The following is a 16526-nucleotide window of genomic DNA, read 5'->3' on the forward strand; positions in this document are numbered from 1 at the left end:
CGCCTCCGGCACCCCGCGCCCACGTACCGCACCCGCGCACCGCGGCCCCGGGAACGCGTGCGCCCCCGGCCGGGGTCCGTGGTGGGACCTTGGCCGGGGGCGGTGGCTCGTGGTTCGGGGCGGGTCAGGCGGCGAAGTCCTCGGGGCCGTAGAGGCGGAGGATGTCGGCCTGGCCCTCCCAGCCCTCCCAGTGGTCGCGGTGGACCTTCAGGAAGCGGGAGGCCCACTCGATGGCCTCCTCCTTGGACCGCACGTCGTACAGCGCGTAACTGATCAGCTCCTTCGCCTCGGCGAACGGGCCGTCGGTGACGCTCAGCCGGCCGCCGGTGAGCTCGATCCGCGAGCCCTGCGCGCTCGGCGCCAGCCCGGCGTTGTCGAGCAGCACACCGGCCTTGGTGGCCTCCTCGCCGAGCTTGGTGATGGCCTCCATCAGCTCGGCGGTCGGCGGGGTGGCCGGCTGCCGGTTCACCGTCAGTGTGATCATGTATCGCATGGTCGTCTCCGTGTTCGCTCAGGTGGTCGGTCGGATGGTCGGCCGGATGGTCGGCCGGAGGGACGCTCAGATGGTCGGTCAGGTGGTCGGACGGGACGTTACGCGCCGGTAGAGGTGGACGGACAGGGCCGAGAGCCAGGCCCAGATGATCACGATCCCCGCGACGAAGGCCAGGTTGGCCCACGCGGCGCCCCCGCCGGACGCGACGGCGGCGAACGAGACGAGGAACAGCGCGCCGGTGATCCGGGAGTAGACGGCCCACCCGCGACGGCCTTCGGCGGCGAGCCGGCGGCCGACGACGAAGCAGGCCACGATGACACAGAGGAAGCCGATCGCGCCGCTGACGAAGTGCAGTGTCCCGTGCCAGCTCACTACTCCAGGCCCTTCTGGGGTCCCGGCGGGGAAGCCCATCGCCGGGTCCGCTCGGAAGATCCCCGCGCCGATCATGCTCACGCCGAACGCCGCTACGAGCCGGGGGGCCCAGACCGCCCCGATCCCCGGGCGGAGCGCCCGGCGCAGGCCGACGGCGCACGCCAGGGTCATCAGCGCCGTGACCACGAAGTTGGTGATCTGGATCCAGCCGAGGTCACCGTTGGCGAGCATGCTCCACGGGTGCCGTGCGAGGTCGAACCCCTCCCGGGTCAGCGCCTGGTTGAGCGCCACCGTCACGTACACCGGCCCGGCGATGACGCCGTAGCCCAGCAGCGACCTGGTGACGTTCGCCTGCCTGTCGCACACCGCCGGGGTGGTGTTCCTCGTCGTCTGCTGGGTCATGGCCCTTCTCCTCACGAGTCCCGGGCCGGCTCTCGGGTGCTTCCCGGCCCTCTGACTACGCTTCGAACGGGACCACCCCGATTCGACACAAGGCCCCCATCTTTTTCTGATTTCTTGTGGACCTTGCGTTGTCGCAGCTCAGTGCCGTGAAGTAGGGCCGTCCAGCGGTCGGGATCCGTCGTCGAGTACTCCGTGAAGCGCCTCGGCGAACTCCGCCGGACGCATCACGAAGCCGGCGTGGTCGCCGGGGAACTCCACGACCGGGGTGCCGAGACGCTCGGCCAGCGCGGTGGCGGCGCGGTGGGGGAGCGCCTCGCGGGAGTCGGCACCGCCCGCCACGACGACCCGGCCGCCGCGCAGGGCGGGCAGGTCCGGGACGAAACGGGTGAAGGACCGCAGCTCGTACTCGTAACACGTTTCCAGATTGGCGGCGACGCGGGCCAGCAACTCCAGCACCGGCGCGGGCAACCCGGGGGACGGCTCCGGTGGCGCGGCCACGCCGATCTCCGTGACGAATCTGCGCGTGGCCGCGCCCGCCCCGTCGCGCCGGTGGATCTCGTACACCTCCTGGAACACGGCGTGCCACCGGGCGGCGTCGGGCAGCATCTCGATGACGAACGGCTCGTGCGCCACCAGGGCGCGCACCCGCTCCGGGTGGCGGGCGAGGAGGTCCATTCCGATCATGCCGCCGTAACTGCTGCCGAAGACGTACGCGGGCTCGTCGCCGATCGAGCCGAGCAGCCGGTGGGCGTCGTCGGCGTGCTCGGCGATGTGCTGTTCGTACGGTGGGACGGTGAGGCGGCTGCGGGAGTTGCCGCGAAGGTCGTAGGTGACGACCGTGTAGCGGTCGGCCAGCAGCGCGGCCAGCTGTCCGTACATCGCGGCGTCGCCTTCGCCGCCGTTGACGAGCAGCAGGACGGGTCCCGCACCACGCACCTCGTAGTGGATGCGGGCGCCGGGCACGGTCAGCGTGCCGATCTCCATGATTGGCCTTCCCGGGGATAGCGGAATGAGCGGCCAATTGAAGGGGATCTAGTCGGATTCGTCCACTCGGACGGGCCGGCGCCACTCTGCGGGGTCGCGACGGCCCCTGAGTGCGTCATTCGGGGCGGCGGCCGGGTGGGTCATTCGGCGCGGCGGGCGCGGGCGCGGCGTTTGCCCTCGTGCATGGCCTGGACCCGGGCGATCGGGATCGTGTGCCCCTCCTCCACGAGGTCGGCGGGCAGCCGCTGCGGCTCGGGCATCAGCTCCGCCCAGGGGTCGCGGTCGCCGAGAAGGGCCGCCGCCGTATGGATGGTGAAGTCGCCCGGTGTGACCCGGTCGAGCTCCTCCCAGGTCACCGGGAAGGAGACAGGCGCGTCTTCCCGGATGCGCGGGCTGTAGGCGGCCACCACCGTCGCCCCGCCGGCCCGGGTGGAGTCGAGGAACACCTTGCCCTCGCGGTCGTCGCGGATGAACGCCGTCGTGGCGAGCGCCGGGTCGACGCGCTCGGCGCGTGCGGCCAGCGCGCGGGTCGCCGCGGCCAGGTCCTCCGGCGTGCTCCCCGCCTCCACGGGCACGAAGACGTGCAGGCCCTTGGCCCCGCTGGTCTTCACCGCCCCCGCGAGCCCGGCGTCGTCCAGCGCCCGGCGGACCAGGTGGGCGGCCTGGACGGCCAGCGGGAAGGCGTTCTCCTCCGGCGGGTCGAGGTCGAGCACGAGATGGGTGAACCGGTCGCCCTGGACCAGCGCCGGGTGGTACTCCACCGCGCGCTGGTTGGCGAACCACAGCAAGGTCCTGCGGTCGTCGCACAGCGCGTAAGAGATCTGCCGGTGGGAGGCCTCCGCCCAGACCGAGACCGTCCGCACCCACGAAGGGGTGTACTTGGGGACGTTCTTCTGCACGAACGGCGCCTGGCCGGGTCGTACGCGGATCACCGACAGCGCACGGTCGCGCAGCACGGGGATGATGCGGTCGCGGACCGCGTCCAGGTAGTCGACCAGGTCCCGCTTGGTCGCGTTGGACCCGTCGAACAGCGGCTGGCCGAGATTCGTCAGCGGCACTCCGTCACGTGTCTCGTCGCTGGTCACCTGCCCCACGATACTGAGCGCGCATGCGCCGCGCGCGTTCGGCGGCACGGGGAAGGGCCCTGGATACTGAGCGGACATGCGCCGCGTGCTCGGCGGTACGGGGAAAGGCCCTCGCCGGCCGGTCGACCGGCCGGCGAGGGTTCCTGCACGTCCGGCGGGGGCCAGGCGTCGTGCAGGGGTTCTGGGTGCCGGGAGGGCGGCACGCGTTGGGGGCGTGGGCTCAGGAGCCGGGCAGGGCGGGAGGCCTAGGCGTCGAGCAGCCGGTCGGTCTCGGGAGGATGCCGGGCGGGGGTGAGGGGTTTGGCGTCGAGCAGGCGATCGGCTTCCTGTTGCAGGGCGTCGCGGTCCCAGGTGACGACGGCGCCGGGGATCGCGTCCGGCAGCACGTCCTCCATGTACCGCAGCGTCCGCCACCGCAGGCCGTACGTGGCCAGCAGGATCTGCGCCACGCCCAGGATCACGATCATGAGTGCCATGCCGCGCCCCGGCCCGGTGCCCAGCACGCCGCCGGCGGACCCGCTCAGCCACCCGCCGTCCCGCATCGCCGGCTCGAAGACCGCGTCGGCGAGCTGCCCGGCGAGCAGGTAGCCCAGCGGTTCGGTCAGATTGGCGATCATCCGGTTGCTCGCGAGGATCCGTCCCTGCAGCTCCATCCCGACCTTCGTCTGGATCATGGTCTGCCAGTGGCCGTTGAGCAGCGCGAGCGAGGCCGCGATGGCGGCCAGCCCGACGGCCAGGAACAGCGCCGAGGGGATCAGGCCCACCACGACCATCCCGGCGCCGGTGAGCAGCGTGAACCCCACCATGCCGGTGGCGCGCCGCGCGAACCCGCCCCAGAGCGCCATGGCCACGCCGCCGATGATCCCGCCGACGGCGCCGATGGTCGACGCCACGCTCAGGGCGGCGGGTGATGCGAAGGCCAGCACCATCGGCGGGGTGAGCGCGATGGCGAAGCCCAGGATGAGGTTGAACGCGAGGAAGTACACGATCATCGCGACGAAGCTTGGCCGCCGCGCGATGTACCGCACGCCGTTGCTGATCTCCTTCCAGATCGACTCCTCGCGCCTGCGGAACAGCGTGTTCGGGAACCGCACCGCGAGCAGGGTGAGCAGCGAGACGACGACCGTCACCAGGTCGACGACCAGCAGGCCGCTGAGGTCGATCAGCAGGATCAGCGCGCCGCCGAGCAGCGGGCCGCCGGCCTGGCTGAGCGCGACCAGCGCCTGGGTGATGCCGTTGGTCCTGCCGAGGTACCGCTTGGGCACCAGTTGCGCGGTGGCGGCGAGGTAGGCGGGTTGCTGGAAGGCGGCGGCGATCGAGGTGAGGCCCGTGGCGATGTACAGGTGCCATACCTCCAGCGATCCGGCGGCGTACAGCACCAGGCACAGGCCCGAGCCCAGCACGGCCACCAGGTCCCCGACGATCATGACCAGCCGCCGGTTCCAGCGGTCCGCCGCCGCCCCCGCGAACGGGAGCACCAGCAGGGCGGGCAGCAGGCCGCAGACCAGGATGACCGAGAACTGCGTGGCGCTGCCGGTCTTGAGGTAGACCCAGACGCCGAGGCCGAACGCCAGCGCCCGGGTGCCCAGCATGGACACCAGCTGTCCCAGGGTGACGAGCAGGAACCCCCACAGCCCGGTGGCGGGCGCCGGCGCCGGCGTGACCCGGCTCCTCGCCGGACGTCCGTACACGCCCCCGGAACCGCCGTACGCGCCTGTCTCGGTGGACGCGCCACCGGCCTCGGTGGACGTGACACCCGCCTCGCCGGAGGTGGCATCTGCCTCGGCGGAGGTGCCTTGGCTCTCGGCGGGCGGGTCGCCGGTCTCGGCCAGCGTGCCGCCGGTCCTGGCGGGCGGGTCGCCGGTGTCGGTGGACGGTCGGCGGCGGTCGTACCAGCGGGTCAGGATGGTCGCCAGCTCGCCGGCCTGGTGCTTGAGGAAGAAGTGGCCCGCGTCCGGGATCACCTCGATCTCGGTCTCCGCGCACAGCATGTCCCACTCGCGGTACCGCTCCTCGTGGAACTCGGTGAGCCGGTCGCGCTCGCCCACCACGCTCAGCGCGTGCAGCGTGCGCTCGCGGCCGGGCGCGTGGCAGTGGTCGGAGTAGAACTGCTCGGCCTGCCGGGAGTCGTGCCGCAGCGCGCGCAGGACGAACGCCTGCTCCGCCGGATCCAGCTCCTCGGTGAGGCCGCCGATCCCCCGGAGGGTGTCCCGGTAGAGACGGTCGGACCGCCAGCGGTCGCTCGGCAGGAACCGCGCCCACAGCTCGAAGATCCGTCCCGGCAGCCGGGGGGCCGGGAACGCGCCGCCGAACACCACCCCGACGACGTCGCCGCCCTCGGCCGAGAGCCGCCGGGCGATGTCGAAGGCCATCGCCGCGCCGAGGCAGTGCCCGTACACGATCACGGGGCCCTCGACGGACGCGCGGATCTCGGCCACGCAGCGCTCCGCCAGCACGCCGGACGGCTCCAGCGGCACGTCGGCGTTGCCGAAGTCGTGCCCGGGCAGCTCGACGGCGAACAGCGGGAAGTCGGCGGGCAGCGCCTTGGCGAGCGTCCCGTACGCCGCGGCGCTCCCACCGCCGAAGGGCACCGCGACCACCGTCGCCGTGACCGTCGCGCCCGGTGCCCGGCCGGGCAGCCGGCACAGCAGCCCGCCCGCCCCCGCCGCGCCGTCCGCGCCGTCCGCGCCGAGCAGGTCGGCGAGCTCGCGGATCGTCGGGTGCTGGAACACCGCGGCGACCCGCAGGCCGTCGCCGATCCGCCGGGCCAGCCGCATGGCGGTGAACGAGTCGCCGCCGAGGGCGAAGAAGTCGTCGTCGATGCCGACCTCGGGCAGCCCGAGCACCTCCCGCCAGATCGCGGCGAGGCGCTCGTCAGCGGCGTCGCGCGGCGGCGTGACCGGCCGGTCGCCCGCGGGGCGCGGGCCGGGTTCCGGCAGCGCCCGCCAGTCGAGCTTGCCGTTCGGGGTGATCGGGAGCCGGTCCAGCTCGACGAACGCGGCGGGCACCATGTACGGCGGCAGCTTCTCCCGGGCGTAGTCATGCGGCGTCCGCACCTCCGCTGGTACGTCCGTCGGCACATCAGCCAGTCCGGCCTCGTTCGGCCCGGTCCCGTCCGGCCCGGTCCCATTCGAACCAGCCTCGTTCGGGCCGGCCTCGTTCGGCCTGACCGCGTTCGGGCCGGGAACGCAGTACGCCACCAGGCGGGCCCGGCCGTCGCCGTCGTGGCGGACCGCGACGGCGACGTCGGCGATGGCCGGGTGGCCGCGCAGCACCGCCTCGATGTAACCGGGTTCGACCCGGTACCCCCGGATCTTCGCCTGGCGGTCCAGCCGCCCCAGGAACTCGAAGACCCCGCTGGGCAGCAGCCGGCCCCGGTCGCCCGAACGGTACGCGCGGGCGGCGGGGTCGTCGGAGAACGGATCGCGGACGAACCCCGTGCCGCGCGGCTCCCCGGCCGACAGGTAGCCGCGCGCCACGCTCGCCCCGGTGATCAGCAGTTCCCCGGCCGCCCCCACGGGCACCGGCCGCAGGTACCGGTCCACCACGCGCACCTGGACGTTGGCGATGGCCGAGCCGAGCGGCACGGCCGCGCCGCCGCGGTGCCCGCGCTCGGCGGGTACCGGGTGGGCGAGCACCGCGACGGTCGTCTCCGTCGGCCCGTAGTTATTCCAGACGGCACATTCCGGGCGGACCTGGTGGACGGCGTCCACCAGGTCCCACGGGCAGGCCTCCCCCGCGAGGATCAGGTGACGCGCGGGGACGACCGCGGAGAGCAGGCCCGCGTCCCGGACGGCCTGCAGGTGGCTGGGTACGAGCTTCAGGAAGTCGATCGGGTGCCGGGTGAAGTAGCCGGCGAGCTGGTCGGGGTCGACCGCCCACTCGTAGGGCAGCACGTGGACGGTGCCGCCGGTGGCCAGCGCCCCGTAGAGGTTGGTCAGCCCGAGGTCGGCGGCGAGTGTGGAGACCAGCGCGAACGAAAGCCCGTCCGGCACCTCCAGCCGGTCCAGGATCCCGGTGATGTAGTTGGTGAAGTTGCCGTGCTCGACCACCACCCCCTTCGGGCGTCCCGTCGAGCCCGACGTGAACACCACGTACATGGCCTCGTCCCCGGCGGGCAGGCGGCCGAGGTCCGCCGGGGACCGGCCCGCGAGCTCGGCGCCGATCTCGTCCACGTCCACGACGACGACCCCGTCCGGCGCGGGCAGGCCGGCGCGGTCGACCTCGGTGTGGGTCAGCAGCACCGTCGCGCCCGACTCCGCGAGGACCGCCGCGATGTGGCCCGCAGGTGCCGCCGGGTCGAGCGGGACGTAGGCCGCGCCCGCCTTCTGCGCGGCCAGCATCGCGACGACGTGGTCCACCGAGCGCTCGAACAGCAGCGCGACCAGGTCGCCGGGCACGGTCCCGCCGGCGACCAGGTGCCCGGCCAGCCGGTTCGCCCGCTCGTTCAGCTCGCCGTACCCGGCCACGTCGTCCCGGCACCGCACGGCGGGCCGCGCCGGGTTCCGCGCCGCGTGCGTCTCGAAGCGGGCGAGCAGGGACGCGGAGGCGTCGTACTCCGGGACGTGCGCCGGTCCCGGCCGCACCGCTTCGGTGTCCGCCGACGGCACCGGGGGCAGCGAGGTCAGGGGGGCGTCGAGGTCGGCGAGCAGGGCTTCGAGCGCCTCGGTGAGATGCGCGCCGAGCCGTTCCACCATCCCCCTGGACAGCAGCTCGGCCGCGTACGTCAGCGTGCCGCGCAGCTCGTCCCCGGTCTCCACCAGGGCGCAGGAGAGGTCGAACCTCGCCCGTGCGCCGCCCACCTCCACGGGGGTGACCGACAGGCCGGGCACGCTCTCGGCCAGTTCGGTCGCCGCGTGGTAGTTGAACATCACCTGGACGAGCCGGTTCGCGCCGAGGTCCCGCTCGGGCGCCAGCTCGGCGACCAGCCGTTCGAACTGCAGGTCCTGATGCTCGTAGGCGTCCAGAGTGCACTCGCGGACGCGCTGGACCAGGTCGCGGCAGGTGGGCACCGGGCTGAGGTCCAGCCGGAGCACCAGGGTGTTGACGAAGCACCCGAGCAGCTCCTCCACCTCGGGACGGTCCCGCCCCGCGACCGGGGTGCCCACCACGACGTCCTCGGTGGCGCAGTGCCGGTGCAGCACGTGGCCGAAGGCGGTGAGCAGCAGTACGAACGGCGTCACCGAGGCCTCCCGCGCCACGGTGCGCAGCCGCCGGACCAGGGCGCCGTCCAGCGTGAAGCGGACCTCGGCCCCGGCGTCGGAGCGGGTCGCCGGACGCGGCCGGTCCAGCGGGAGCTCCAGGATTGGGGGCAGGTCGGCGAGCTGCTCGCGCCAGTAGCCGAGGTGCCCGCGCAGGTGGTCCTCGTCCAGGCGCTCCCGCTGCCAGGCGGCGTAGTCGCCGTACTGGACGGGCAGCGGCTCGAACGCCGGGGCGCCGCCGGCGGCCAGCGCGGTGTACGCGTGGAAGAACTCCCGGACGAGCCGCCGTGACGACCACGCGTCGGTCGCGATGTGGTGCGCGACGAACAGCAGCGCGTGGTCGTCGTCGCCCAGCCGGGCCAGCGTCACCCGCAGCGGGAACTCCTCGTCCAGCCGGAACGGGGTCTCCGCGAGACGGGCGAAGAGCTCGCTCACGGCCGCGTCCGGCCCGCCGCCGAGGTCCGCGTACCGGAGGGTCAGCTCGGCGTCGACCTCCGATCGGGTGGCGATGACGAGTTCGGGGTCGGGATCGCCGGCGGCGCATTTGGTGCGCAGCACCTCGTGGCGGTCCACCACGGCCGAAAGCGCCCCGCGCATGGCCGCGAGGTCCAGCGGCCCCCGCACCCGCAGGGCCTCCACCACGTTGTAGGCGGAGCCGTCCGGTTCGAGGTTCTGCAGGAAGTAGAGCCGGCGCTGCGCGAACGACATCGGCAGCCGGCCGGTGGACCGGTCGAGCAGCGGGATGGGCGCCGCGGCGACCGGCCGGGGCGTCGTGAGCCGGGTGAGCCGGGCCCGCTGTTCGGGGGACAGGCGCGACAGCCGGTCGGCCAGCATGGAGTCCATCACGCGGGCCCTTCGCCGTAGCCGTCAGAGGCGGCGCCGAAGCCCGCCTCCACGCGGTCCAGCATGGCCAGCAGCTCCTCGGCGTCCATGGCCAGGAACCGCTGGTCGGCGATCTCCCGCGCGATGGCGGCGACGCTCGCCCCCGCGAAGATGTCACGCACCGACAGCGCGACACCGAGGTCGCGGCGGATCCGGGAGGCGAGCCGCATCGCCGAGATCGAGTCGCCGCCGAGCGCGAAGAAGTCGTCGTTCGCCGAGACCGTCCGGATCCCGAACAGCTCGGTGTACCTGTCGGCCAGCCAGCACTCGATCTCGCCGGCCGGGGCGGAGAACGGCCTCCCGAGGACCCTTTCCCGGCCGATGACGCTCAGCGCGACCCGGTCGACCTTCCCGTTGGGCAGCGATGGAAGGGCCTCCAGCTCGACGAACGCCGTGGGGATCATGGCGGGCGGCATCGTCGCCGTCAGCCGGCCCCGCAGGTCGACGAGATCGAGCGCGGACCCCTCGGCCGGCACCACGTACGCCGTCAGCCGGGGGCCGTTCACCTGCTCGGCGGTCACGAAGACGTCCGCGACGAAGCCCACGGCGCGGATCGCGGCGGCGACCTCCGCCGGGTGGATCCGCACGCCGTTGACCTTCAGCTCGTCGTCGGCCCGGCCGGAGACGACGAGCTCCCCGCCCCGGTCCACCCGTCCGAGGTCGCCGGTGCGGTAGGCGGTCACGCCGTCGCCGAGGTCGGCGAACCGCGCCGCCGTCTCCTCGGGCATGCCCACGTAGCCGTGCCCGGAGTACCGGCTCACCAGGACCACCTCGCCCTCGACCGGCGGCAGGCACAACGCCGCCCTGACGAGGTCGGCGTCGAACGGCTCGCCCGGCTCGACCAGGCAGTACCGGGTGTCGGGCAGCGGGCGGCCCGCCGGGAGGATCCCGGCGTGGCTCTCCACGCGCTCCAGCCGCTTGTAGATCTTGGGCAGCGCGGTCTCGGTCGTCCCGTAGAAGTTGGCCCGCACCCGCGTCCCCGGGAACGTGGCGTGCCACTCGTCCAGCAGGCCGGCGGTCAGCGGCTCACCGGCGAAGAACACCTTGCGCATCGACTCGCACCGGTTCAGCCCGTGCCGCGACCAGCTCCGCGCCACCGACGGCACCACGTTGACGACGCTGACGCGGGCACGGTCGAGCCAGGCCACGGTGGCCTCGGGCGAGTCGGCCTCGTGCTCGTCCGGGATCACCAGGGTGGCCCCCGCCCACAACGGCAGGAACACGTCACGGACCACCACGTCGAAGCTCAGCGCGGTCAGGAAAGCGACCCGGTCGCCGGCGTCGACGCCGAACTCGGCGCACTGCCATTCGAGGAAGGACCGCAGCGCGGCGGCGGAGCCGAGCACCGGCTTCGGCATCCCGGTGGACCCGGACGTGAAGAACACATACGCCCCGTCCCCGCCGTCATCCCCGTCGCCGGAACCGGCCGTGGCCCCGGCCTCCTCGGCGCCCGGGGCGGCGGGCGCGCCGGGTCCCCGTCCCGGTGCTCCCTCCCCGATCAGGCCGAGCAGGGTCTCCCTGCGCCGGGCGGGCAGGCCGGGGTCGACGGGGACGGGCGTGCCGCCGAGCGCCAGCAGCGCCAGGAAGTCCACGACGAACTCCACCGACCTGCGGTGCTCCACGGGCACGAGCGCGCCGGGCGCCACCGAGGAGGACAGCGCCTCCGACCGCTCGTCCAGCATCCGGCCGAGGGCCGCGTAGTCGATCGACCGCGTCCCCTGTTCGATGGCGATCCGCGATGGCGTGGTCACGGCGTGCAGGTGGACCCGTTCGATGATCCGTCGCTTCTCGGCCGAGGCCGGAAGCCGCCTCTGGACAACGTTGTGCTCCGTCACCGTTCTCCTCAGATGTCACGCGCGCCGAGACCCCCCCGGCACCGGCGAATGACACGACCGCCCGAGGGCGACCTCATTCCCAAGGCGTGCCATCCCGTTCCGCCGCGTGACATCGATCCACCGGCGAGCGGTCCGAAGGAGACGGAGACGTGCTGATGAGACGGTGGACCGGCGGTCAGCCGAGCACGCGCTCGTAGTCCGCCGGCAGCGACTCCCAGGCGTGCCGGTCCGCGTCGCGGCCGTCCAGTGACGCCGCGAGGAGGTCCAGCCCGATGTGCCAGCCGGAGCCCAGCGCCGGCCCGGACTCGCGCTCGCCGAAGATGGTCGTGAACACCATGCGGCAGCTGTCGCCCTCGGGCGTGAGCTCCCATCGGAGCGTTTCGGAGTCCCAGGTGTACTCCAGGAGGTCCGGCGGGTCGAACCGGGTGACGGTGCCGTGGCCGGTGCCCATCGCCGCGTGCTCCGCCTTGGGGACGAAGGTGAGCTCGGCCCCTGGCGCGAGGTCGAACTCGAGCCTGTCGTAGTCGAGGATCTGGACGAACCACTCGCGTAGCCGCTCGGTCTCGGTGATCGCGCGCCAGACCTTCGCCTGCGGGTGCCGGAACCGGCGCTCGAACCTCAGGGAGTAACGGCCGTCCTCGGTCACCGTCATCGTCGCGAGCACGTGGAGATCCTTTCGTCGGGGGAGGACCCGGCGGCCGGGCCGGAGCCGCCGCCGCTGATCCCGGGTAAATGCCGCATCAGAAATATATCCAGACAGGCATATTAGCTGTCAAGTGCCGGACGGACCGGCCCTGCGGCGGGCGTGCCGCCCCCGGCCTTCGCCTGGTTCAGCGGTAGACCAGGCCGGAGAGGCGCCAGGCGAGGGCGCGGCGGAAGGGCGGGAGGGCGGCGAGCGCGCGGAGGACGAGGTCGCGGATCGGGCGCAGGGCGCGGCGGGTGGTGGCGAGGCGGGTGAGCCGGTCGGCCAGGGCCACGACCTGCCGGGCCGCGGGCCTGCGGGTCGCCTCGTAGGCGTCGAGCAGGGCGGGGGCGCCGCCGCCGAGCACGGCGTCCAGGACCTCGGCCAGCGCGGCCCCGTCGACGATTCCGGCGTTCATCCCCTGCCCGCCCGCCGGGCTGTGCACGTGCGCGGCGTCTCCGGCGAGCAGGATCCGGCCGGCCCGGTAGGTGTCGGCCACCCTGTGCTGGACGCGGAACCGCGACCCCCACAGCACCTCGTCCACCACCGCCCGCCGCGCCAGCGGCCCCCGCGTGTCGAGCAGCCGCTGGACGAAGTCGGGGCCGGGGTCCTTGGGCGCCTCCGCCACCGTCGCGACGATCCGGTGGACGCCACCGGGCAGCGGCGCGACGACGAGCACCCCGTCGGGCGAGAAGTACAGGATCACCTCGTTCTCCGGCACGCCGCCGGAGAGCCGCACGTCGGCGAGGCTGAACGACTCATCGTACGCGCCGCCGCTGAAGCCGATGCCGGCCTGGTCGCGCACCGTGCTGTGCATGCCGTCGGCGCCGACCACGTAGCCCGCGACCAGGGTGTCGCCGCTCGCGAACGTCACGGTCACGCCCGCGTCGTCCTGCTTGAGCGCGGTCACGGTGTGCGGGCGGAGCACCTCGCCGCCCAGCTCGGTGAGCCGGTCCAGCAGCACGCGCTCGGTGACCTCCTGGGAGACCATCAGCGTGTACGGGTAGGCGGTCGGCAGGCCGCCGAAGGGGACGGGCACGAGCACCCGGTCGCGGTCGCGGATCGTGAACCGGGGCACGCGGACGCCCCGCGCGACGAGCGGCCCGGCCACGCCGTACGGCTCCAGCACCTCAAGGGTGCGGGCGTGCACGACGGCGGCGCGGGTGGTGGTGTCGCCCTCGGCCCGGCCGTCGACCACGGTGACGCGGCGGCCCCGCCGGGCCAGGCCGACCGCGACGGTGAGACCGGCGGGGCCCGCGCCGACGACCAGGACGTCGGTGGTGGTGGGGAGCATGGTGACCTCCGAAAGTCAACGCTTGTTGGTCAACGTCTGTTGGCACAACTATGCGCCGCTCTCCTGGTCATGTCAACACCTGTTGGCCTACACTCGTTGACGTGAGAAGATCCGCTGAGGACACCAAGGCGACGATCCTGGCCGCCGCCCGCGAACGCTTCGCCGCCGAGGGCTACGACCGCGCGACCATCCGGGCCATCGCCACCGACGCCGCGATCGACCCCGCCATGGTGATGCGCTACTTCGGCAACAAGGAGAAGCTGTTCGCCGCGGCGGCCGACTTCGACCTGCGGCTCCCCGACCTGGCCGGCGTTCCCCGCGACCAGGTCGGGACGACGCTGGCCGCCCACTTCGCGGAGCGCTGGGAGGCCGACGAGGCGCTGATGGTGCTGCTGCGCACCGCCGTCACCAACGAGGACGTCGCCGGGCGGATGCGGGAGATCTTCTCCGGGCAGCTCGCCCCCATGGCGGCCGAGCTGTCGGGCGACCCGGCGAGCGCCGCCCGGCGGGCCGGGCTGGTGGCCACCCAGGCGCTCGGCATGGCCCTGTGCCGCTACGTCCTGCGCCTGCCGCCCGTCGTCGCGATGACCCGCGCGGAGATCGCCGAGTGGCTCGGGCCCACCCTGCAGCGCTACCTGCTCGGCCCGCCGTAGGCGCTAGTGGCCCGGCCAGTACGGGCTGAGCAGGTCGAACTGGTTGGGCAGGCCCAGCAGGTACCGGGCGTCGTCGGTGGCGTAGAGGCCGTTGAACTCGGCGGGCAGGTAGAGGGTGAACAGCCTCGCCCGGGTGGCCGGCGAGCCGGCCGCGTCCATGATCGCGTTCGCGGCCATCCGCCCGCCCTCGCAGGCGCCCTCCATCGTGGCGAGGTTGATGCTGTTGCGCACGTAGTCGGCGGCCAGGTACAGGTTCGGGATCCGGGTCGTGGCGGTGGGCCGGTCGGCCCACGAGCCGGTGGTGTTGATGAACAGCGGCTCGTCGGTGGCCACCGCCGGCGTCCCCTCGCCGGTGATCGCCGGGTCGACGAACCAGGAGCGCACGATCGAGTCGGGCAGCACCGCCGCACCGTTGGGCAGGGCGGCGCGCACCTGCGCGAGGACCTCCTGCACGATCTGCGGCCGGGTGCACTGCTTGGCGGTCTTCCCGAACAGGATGCCGGGGGAATTCCAGTCCGACAGGTCCAGGGACAGGCAGTCGGTGACCGTGCCGTCCCCGTAGGTCGCGGCGAAGCCGTTCCGCCAGAACTGCGCCTGGCTGATCGAGGTGAGCGCCCACGGCGTGCCCGCGTAGATGAGGTGCCCGGCCGCGATCGGGCGGGGCTCCCTCAGATAGATCATTACGCCGTTCATCCAGTCGGTGGTGAGGTTGGAGAGCCGGGCGAGCGCGGGGTCGGCGGCCTTCAGCGCGGACGTCAGCAGGGGCTGGACCCGCTCAAGGGGCATGGCCAGCACGTAGTGGTCGGCGGTGACGGCCCCGGTGGCGCCGGTGGGGTCGCTGACCTGCGCGCCGGTCAGCCTGCCCCCGGCGTAGGTGAGCGCGGTGGCGGTCCAGCCGACCTTGAACTCGACGCCGAGCCCGGTCAGGTAGGCGATCCACGGGTCGACGAACGCCTCGTTCGTCGGGCCGTTCAGCACCTGGTCGGGCGGCCCGTACGGGCCGAGGCCGAGCCCGCTGTAGACGAGCGCCTCGAACATCAGGCCCATGGTGCGGGTGTTGGCCTTCTCTGGCTGGGCGGCGACCAGGGAGGCGGTGAACATCTTCACCAGCAGCTCGCGGTAGACCTGCGACATCGAGCCCGCCTTGATGAAGTCGGCGAACCCCATGTTCTCCCACTGGCCGAGGCGGCGGCGCGGCCCGCTGGTGACGAAGGCGACGAGCTTGGAGAGGAAGAACTCGATCTCCAGCGGCGGGACCGTGGTGGTGAGCGTTATGAAGGCCCGCAGGTAGTCCTTGATCGCGTCGGGGGTGAGGGCGCCGGCGATGTCGCCGGGCACCGGGAGCAGGATCTGGGCGCCCTTGTAGGCGATCATCTCCAGGTTCGCGGCGACGAGGTTGTCCTTCACGCTGCCGCCGCCGGCGCGGGGGATGCGGCTCATCGTGTCGGGGAGGTTCTGGTAGAAGCCGGGGAAGAAGCGGAAGCCGTGCTCGCCGGGCAGGTCGCGGCGCCCGCCGGTCCCGGTGCCCGGCACCGGGATGCTCCTGGCTTTCCCGCCGAGGGCCTTGCGCTCGTAGACGGTGACCTGGAAACCGCGCTCGGCCAGTTCTTGCGCGGCGCTGAGCCCGCCCATCCCGCCGCCCATGATCGCGACGCGCCTGCCGGCGGCCGAGGCGGTCAGCAGGGAGGGGGCCGCCGCCCGTGCTCCCGGCGCGCCGGCCAGCGGCCCGATCGCCGCCCCGGCCGCGGCGGCCATGGCACCCGTGACGAACCGGCGCCGGCCGATCGTGCCACGAGCGTCGTTACGGATCTCTCGCTCTTCCATCGATCCTCCCAGCTAACCGACACCACTGTTGGTTCAGCTAGGCGGAACGATGAACGCGCGCATCACGTCTGTCAATAGCGCGCTGTGCGGAAATGGAAGGAAGTTCTAGCGGGGGCCGGCGTCCGGAAGCTGCGACAGCCCGCTCCAGAGGACGCGCATCGCCGCGGTGACCAGGTCGTCGCGCGACACCGCGGGATGCCGCGCCCACCACTGGGCCAGGCCGTCGGTGCCGGAGATCAGCAGTTCCACCACGGCCTGGGCGATCTCGGTCTCCGGGTCCAGCCCGAGCCGGCCGAGATCCCGCGCGAGCATCGCGGCGACCGCGCGCGTACGGGCCTCACGGATGCCCCAGCGGACCGCCTTGATCTCGGGGTCATCCTCGTCGGTGTGGTCGAACAGCAGGCGGCGGGCGGCGGGCCGGTCCTCGGCGAAGCTGAAGTACGCGTCCAGGGTGGCGCGCAGGCGGTGGCCGGGGGAGCCCGAGCCGGAGATGCGGGCGCCGACGTGCTCCACCAGCAGCGCGTTCTGTTCCTGCAGGACCGTGATCAGCAGCACCCGCTTGGACGGGAAGTGGTCGTACAGCACCGAACGGGTCACCCCCGCCGCCGTCGCGATCTCCTCCATGGCGGTGGCGTGGTACCCCCGGGCGGCGAAGACGGTCAGGGCGCCCTCGGTGATGCGGGCGCGCCGAGCCGACCCACGCATGCGCCTTCTCGGCTCCTTGGTCTCCACGTTCCGCACACTACCGCCGGGGGGCGTTGACGCGCCGGGCCGCGCGGGCTTACCGTCCGAACAACCGACAGACAAGTCGGTTAGCGG

The 16526-nt window shown here is 73.1% G+C and carries 11 protein-coding genes; 1 reads left to right on the forward strand and 10 read right to left on the reverse strand.

Annotated elements, in window-relative coordinates; all coding sequences use genetic code 11:
- Positions 1-124: 124 nt before the first annotated feature.
- The 8 genes from NYZ98_RS25265 to NYZ98_RS25300 form a co-directional block, all read right to left on the reverse strand.
- The gene (locus NYZ98_RS25265) at positions 125-484 is read right to left on the reverse strand and encodes a YciI family protein (RefSeq protein WP_262845631.1); all 360 of its coding nucleotides are present in this window, start codon (positions 482-484) and stop codon (positions 125-127) included.
- An 87-nt stretch (positions 485-571) separates the two neighbouring features.
- Entirely contained in the window at positions 572-1267 is a 696-nt protein-coding gene (locus NYZ98_RS25270; RefSeq protein ID WP_262845633.1) for a DUF998 domain-containing protein, read from the reverse strand.
- A gap of 138 nt (positions 1268-1405) precedes the next feature.
- Positions 1406-2251 (reverse strand): alpha/beta fold hydrolase, encoded by an 846-nt coding sequence (locus NYZ98_RS25275; RefSeq protein WP_262845635.1) that lies wholly within the window; start codon positions 2249-2251, stop codon positions 1406-1408.
- Positions 2252-2391: 140 nt separating this feature from the next.
- On the reverse strand, positions 2392-3336 hold the full coding sequence (locus tag NYZ98_RS25280) for a DNA polymerase domain-containing protein (protein WP_262845637.1): 945 nt from the start codon (positions 3334-3336) through the stop codon (positions 2392-2394).
- Positions 3337-3581: 245 nt separating this feature from the next.
- Positions 3582-9380: a non-ribosomal peptide synthetase/MFS transporter gene (locus tag NYZ98_RS25285; RefSeq protein ID WP_262845639.1), complete on the reverse strand. Its 5799-nt coding sequence runs from the start codon at positions 9378-9380 to the stop codon at positions 3582-3584.
- Positions 9380-11254 carry a non-ribosomal peptide synthetase gene (locus NYZ98_RS25290; RefSeq protein ID WP_262845641.1) on the reverse strand — a complete coding sequence of 625 codons (1875 nt, stop codon included), beginning with the start codon at positions 11252-11254 and terminating at the stop codon, positions 9380-9382. The genes NYZ98_RS25285 and NYZ98_RS25290 overlap by 1 nt, the downstream gene beginning before the upstream one ends.
- A gap of 175 nt (positions 11255-11429) precedes the next feature.
- A complete protein-coding gene (locus NYZ98_RS25295) occupies positions 11430-11918 on the reverse strand; it encodes an SRPBCC family protein (protein ID WP_262845643.1) in 489 nt (162 codons plus the stop codon).
- A gap of 166 nt (positions 11919-12084) precedes the next feature.
- Positions 12085-13230, reverse strand: coding sequence for an FAD-dependent oxidoreductase (locus NYZ98_RS25300; protein ID WP_262845645.1), 1146 nt, complete (start codon positions 13228-13230; stop codon positions 12085-12087).
- Positions 13231-13331: 101 nt separating this feature from the next.
- Here NYZ98_RS25300 and NYZ98_RS25305 point away from each other — a divergent pair, with 101 nt between their 5' ends.
- Complete coding sequence (locus tag NYZ98_RS25305; RefSeq protein WP_262845647.1) at positions 13332-13883, forward strand: TetR/AcrR family transcriptional regulator; 552 nt, start codon at positions 13332-13334, stop codon at positions 13881-13883.
- Between the two features lie 3 nt (positions 13884-13886).
- Here NYZ98_RS25305 and NYZ98_RS25310 read toward each other — a convergent pair whose 3' ends face one another.
- Together NYZ98_RS25310 and NYZ98_RS25315 are read right to left on the reverse strand one after the other, a co-directional pair.
- Entirely contained in the window at positions 13887-15707 is a 1821-nt protein-coding gene (locus tag NYZ98_RS25310) for a hydroxysqualene dehydroxylase (RefSeq protein WP_262845649.1), read from the reverse strand.
- 105 nt (positions 15708-15812) lie between these two features.
- A complete protein-coding gene (locus tag NYZ98_RS25315) occupies positions 15813-16412 on the reverse strand; it encodes a TetR/AcrR family transcriptional regulator (protein WP_262845651.1) in 600 nt (199 codons plus the stop codon).
- Positions 16413-16526: the final 114 nt, after the last annotated feature.

This window comes from Sphaerisporangium corydalis, from assembly GCF_025506355.1.
Taxonomy (GTDB): Bacteria; Actinomycetota; Actinomycetes; order Streptosporangiales; family Streptosporangiaceae; genus Sphaerisporangium; species Sphaerisporangium corydalis.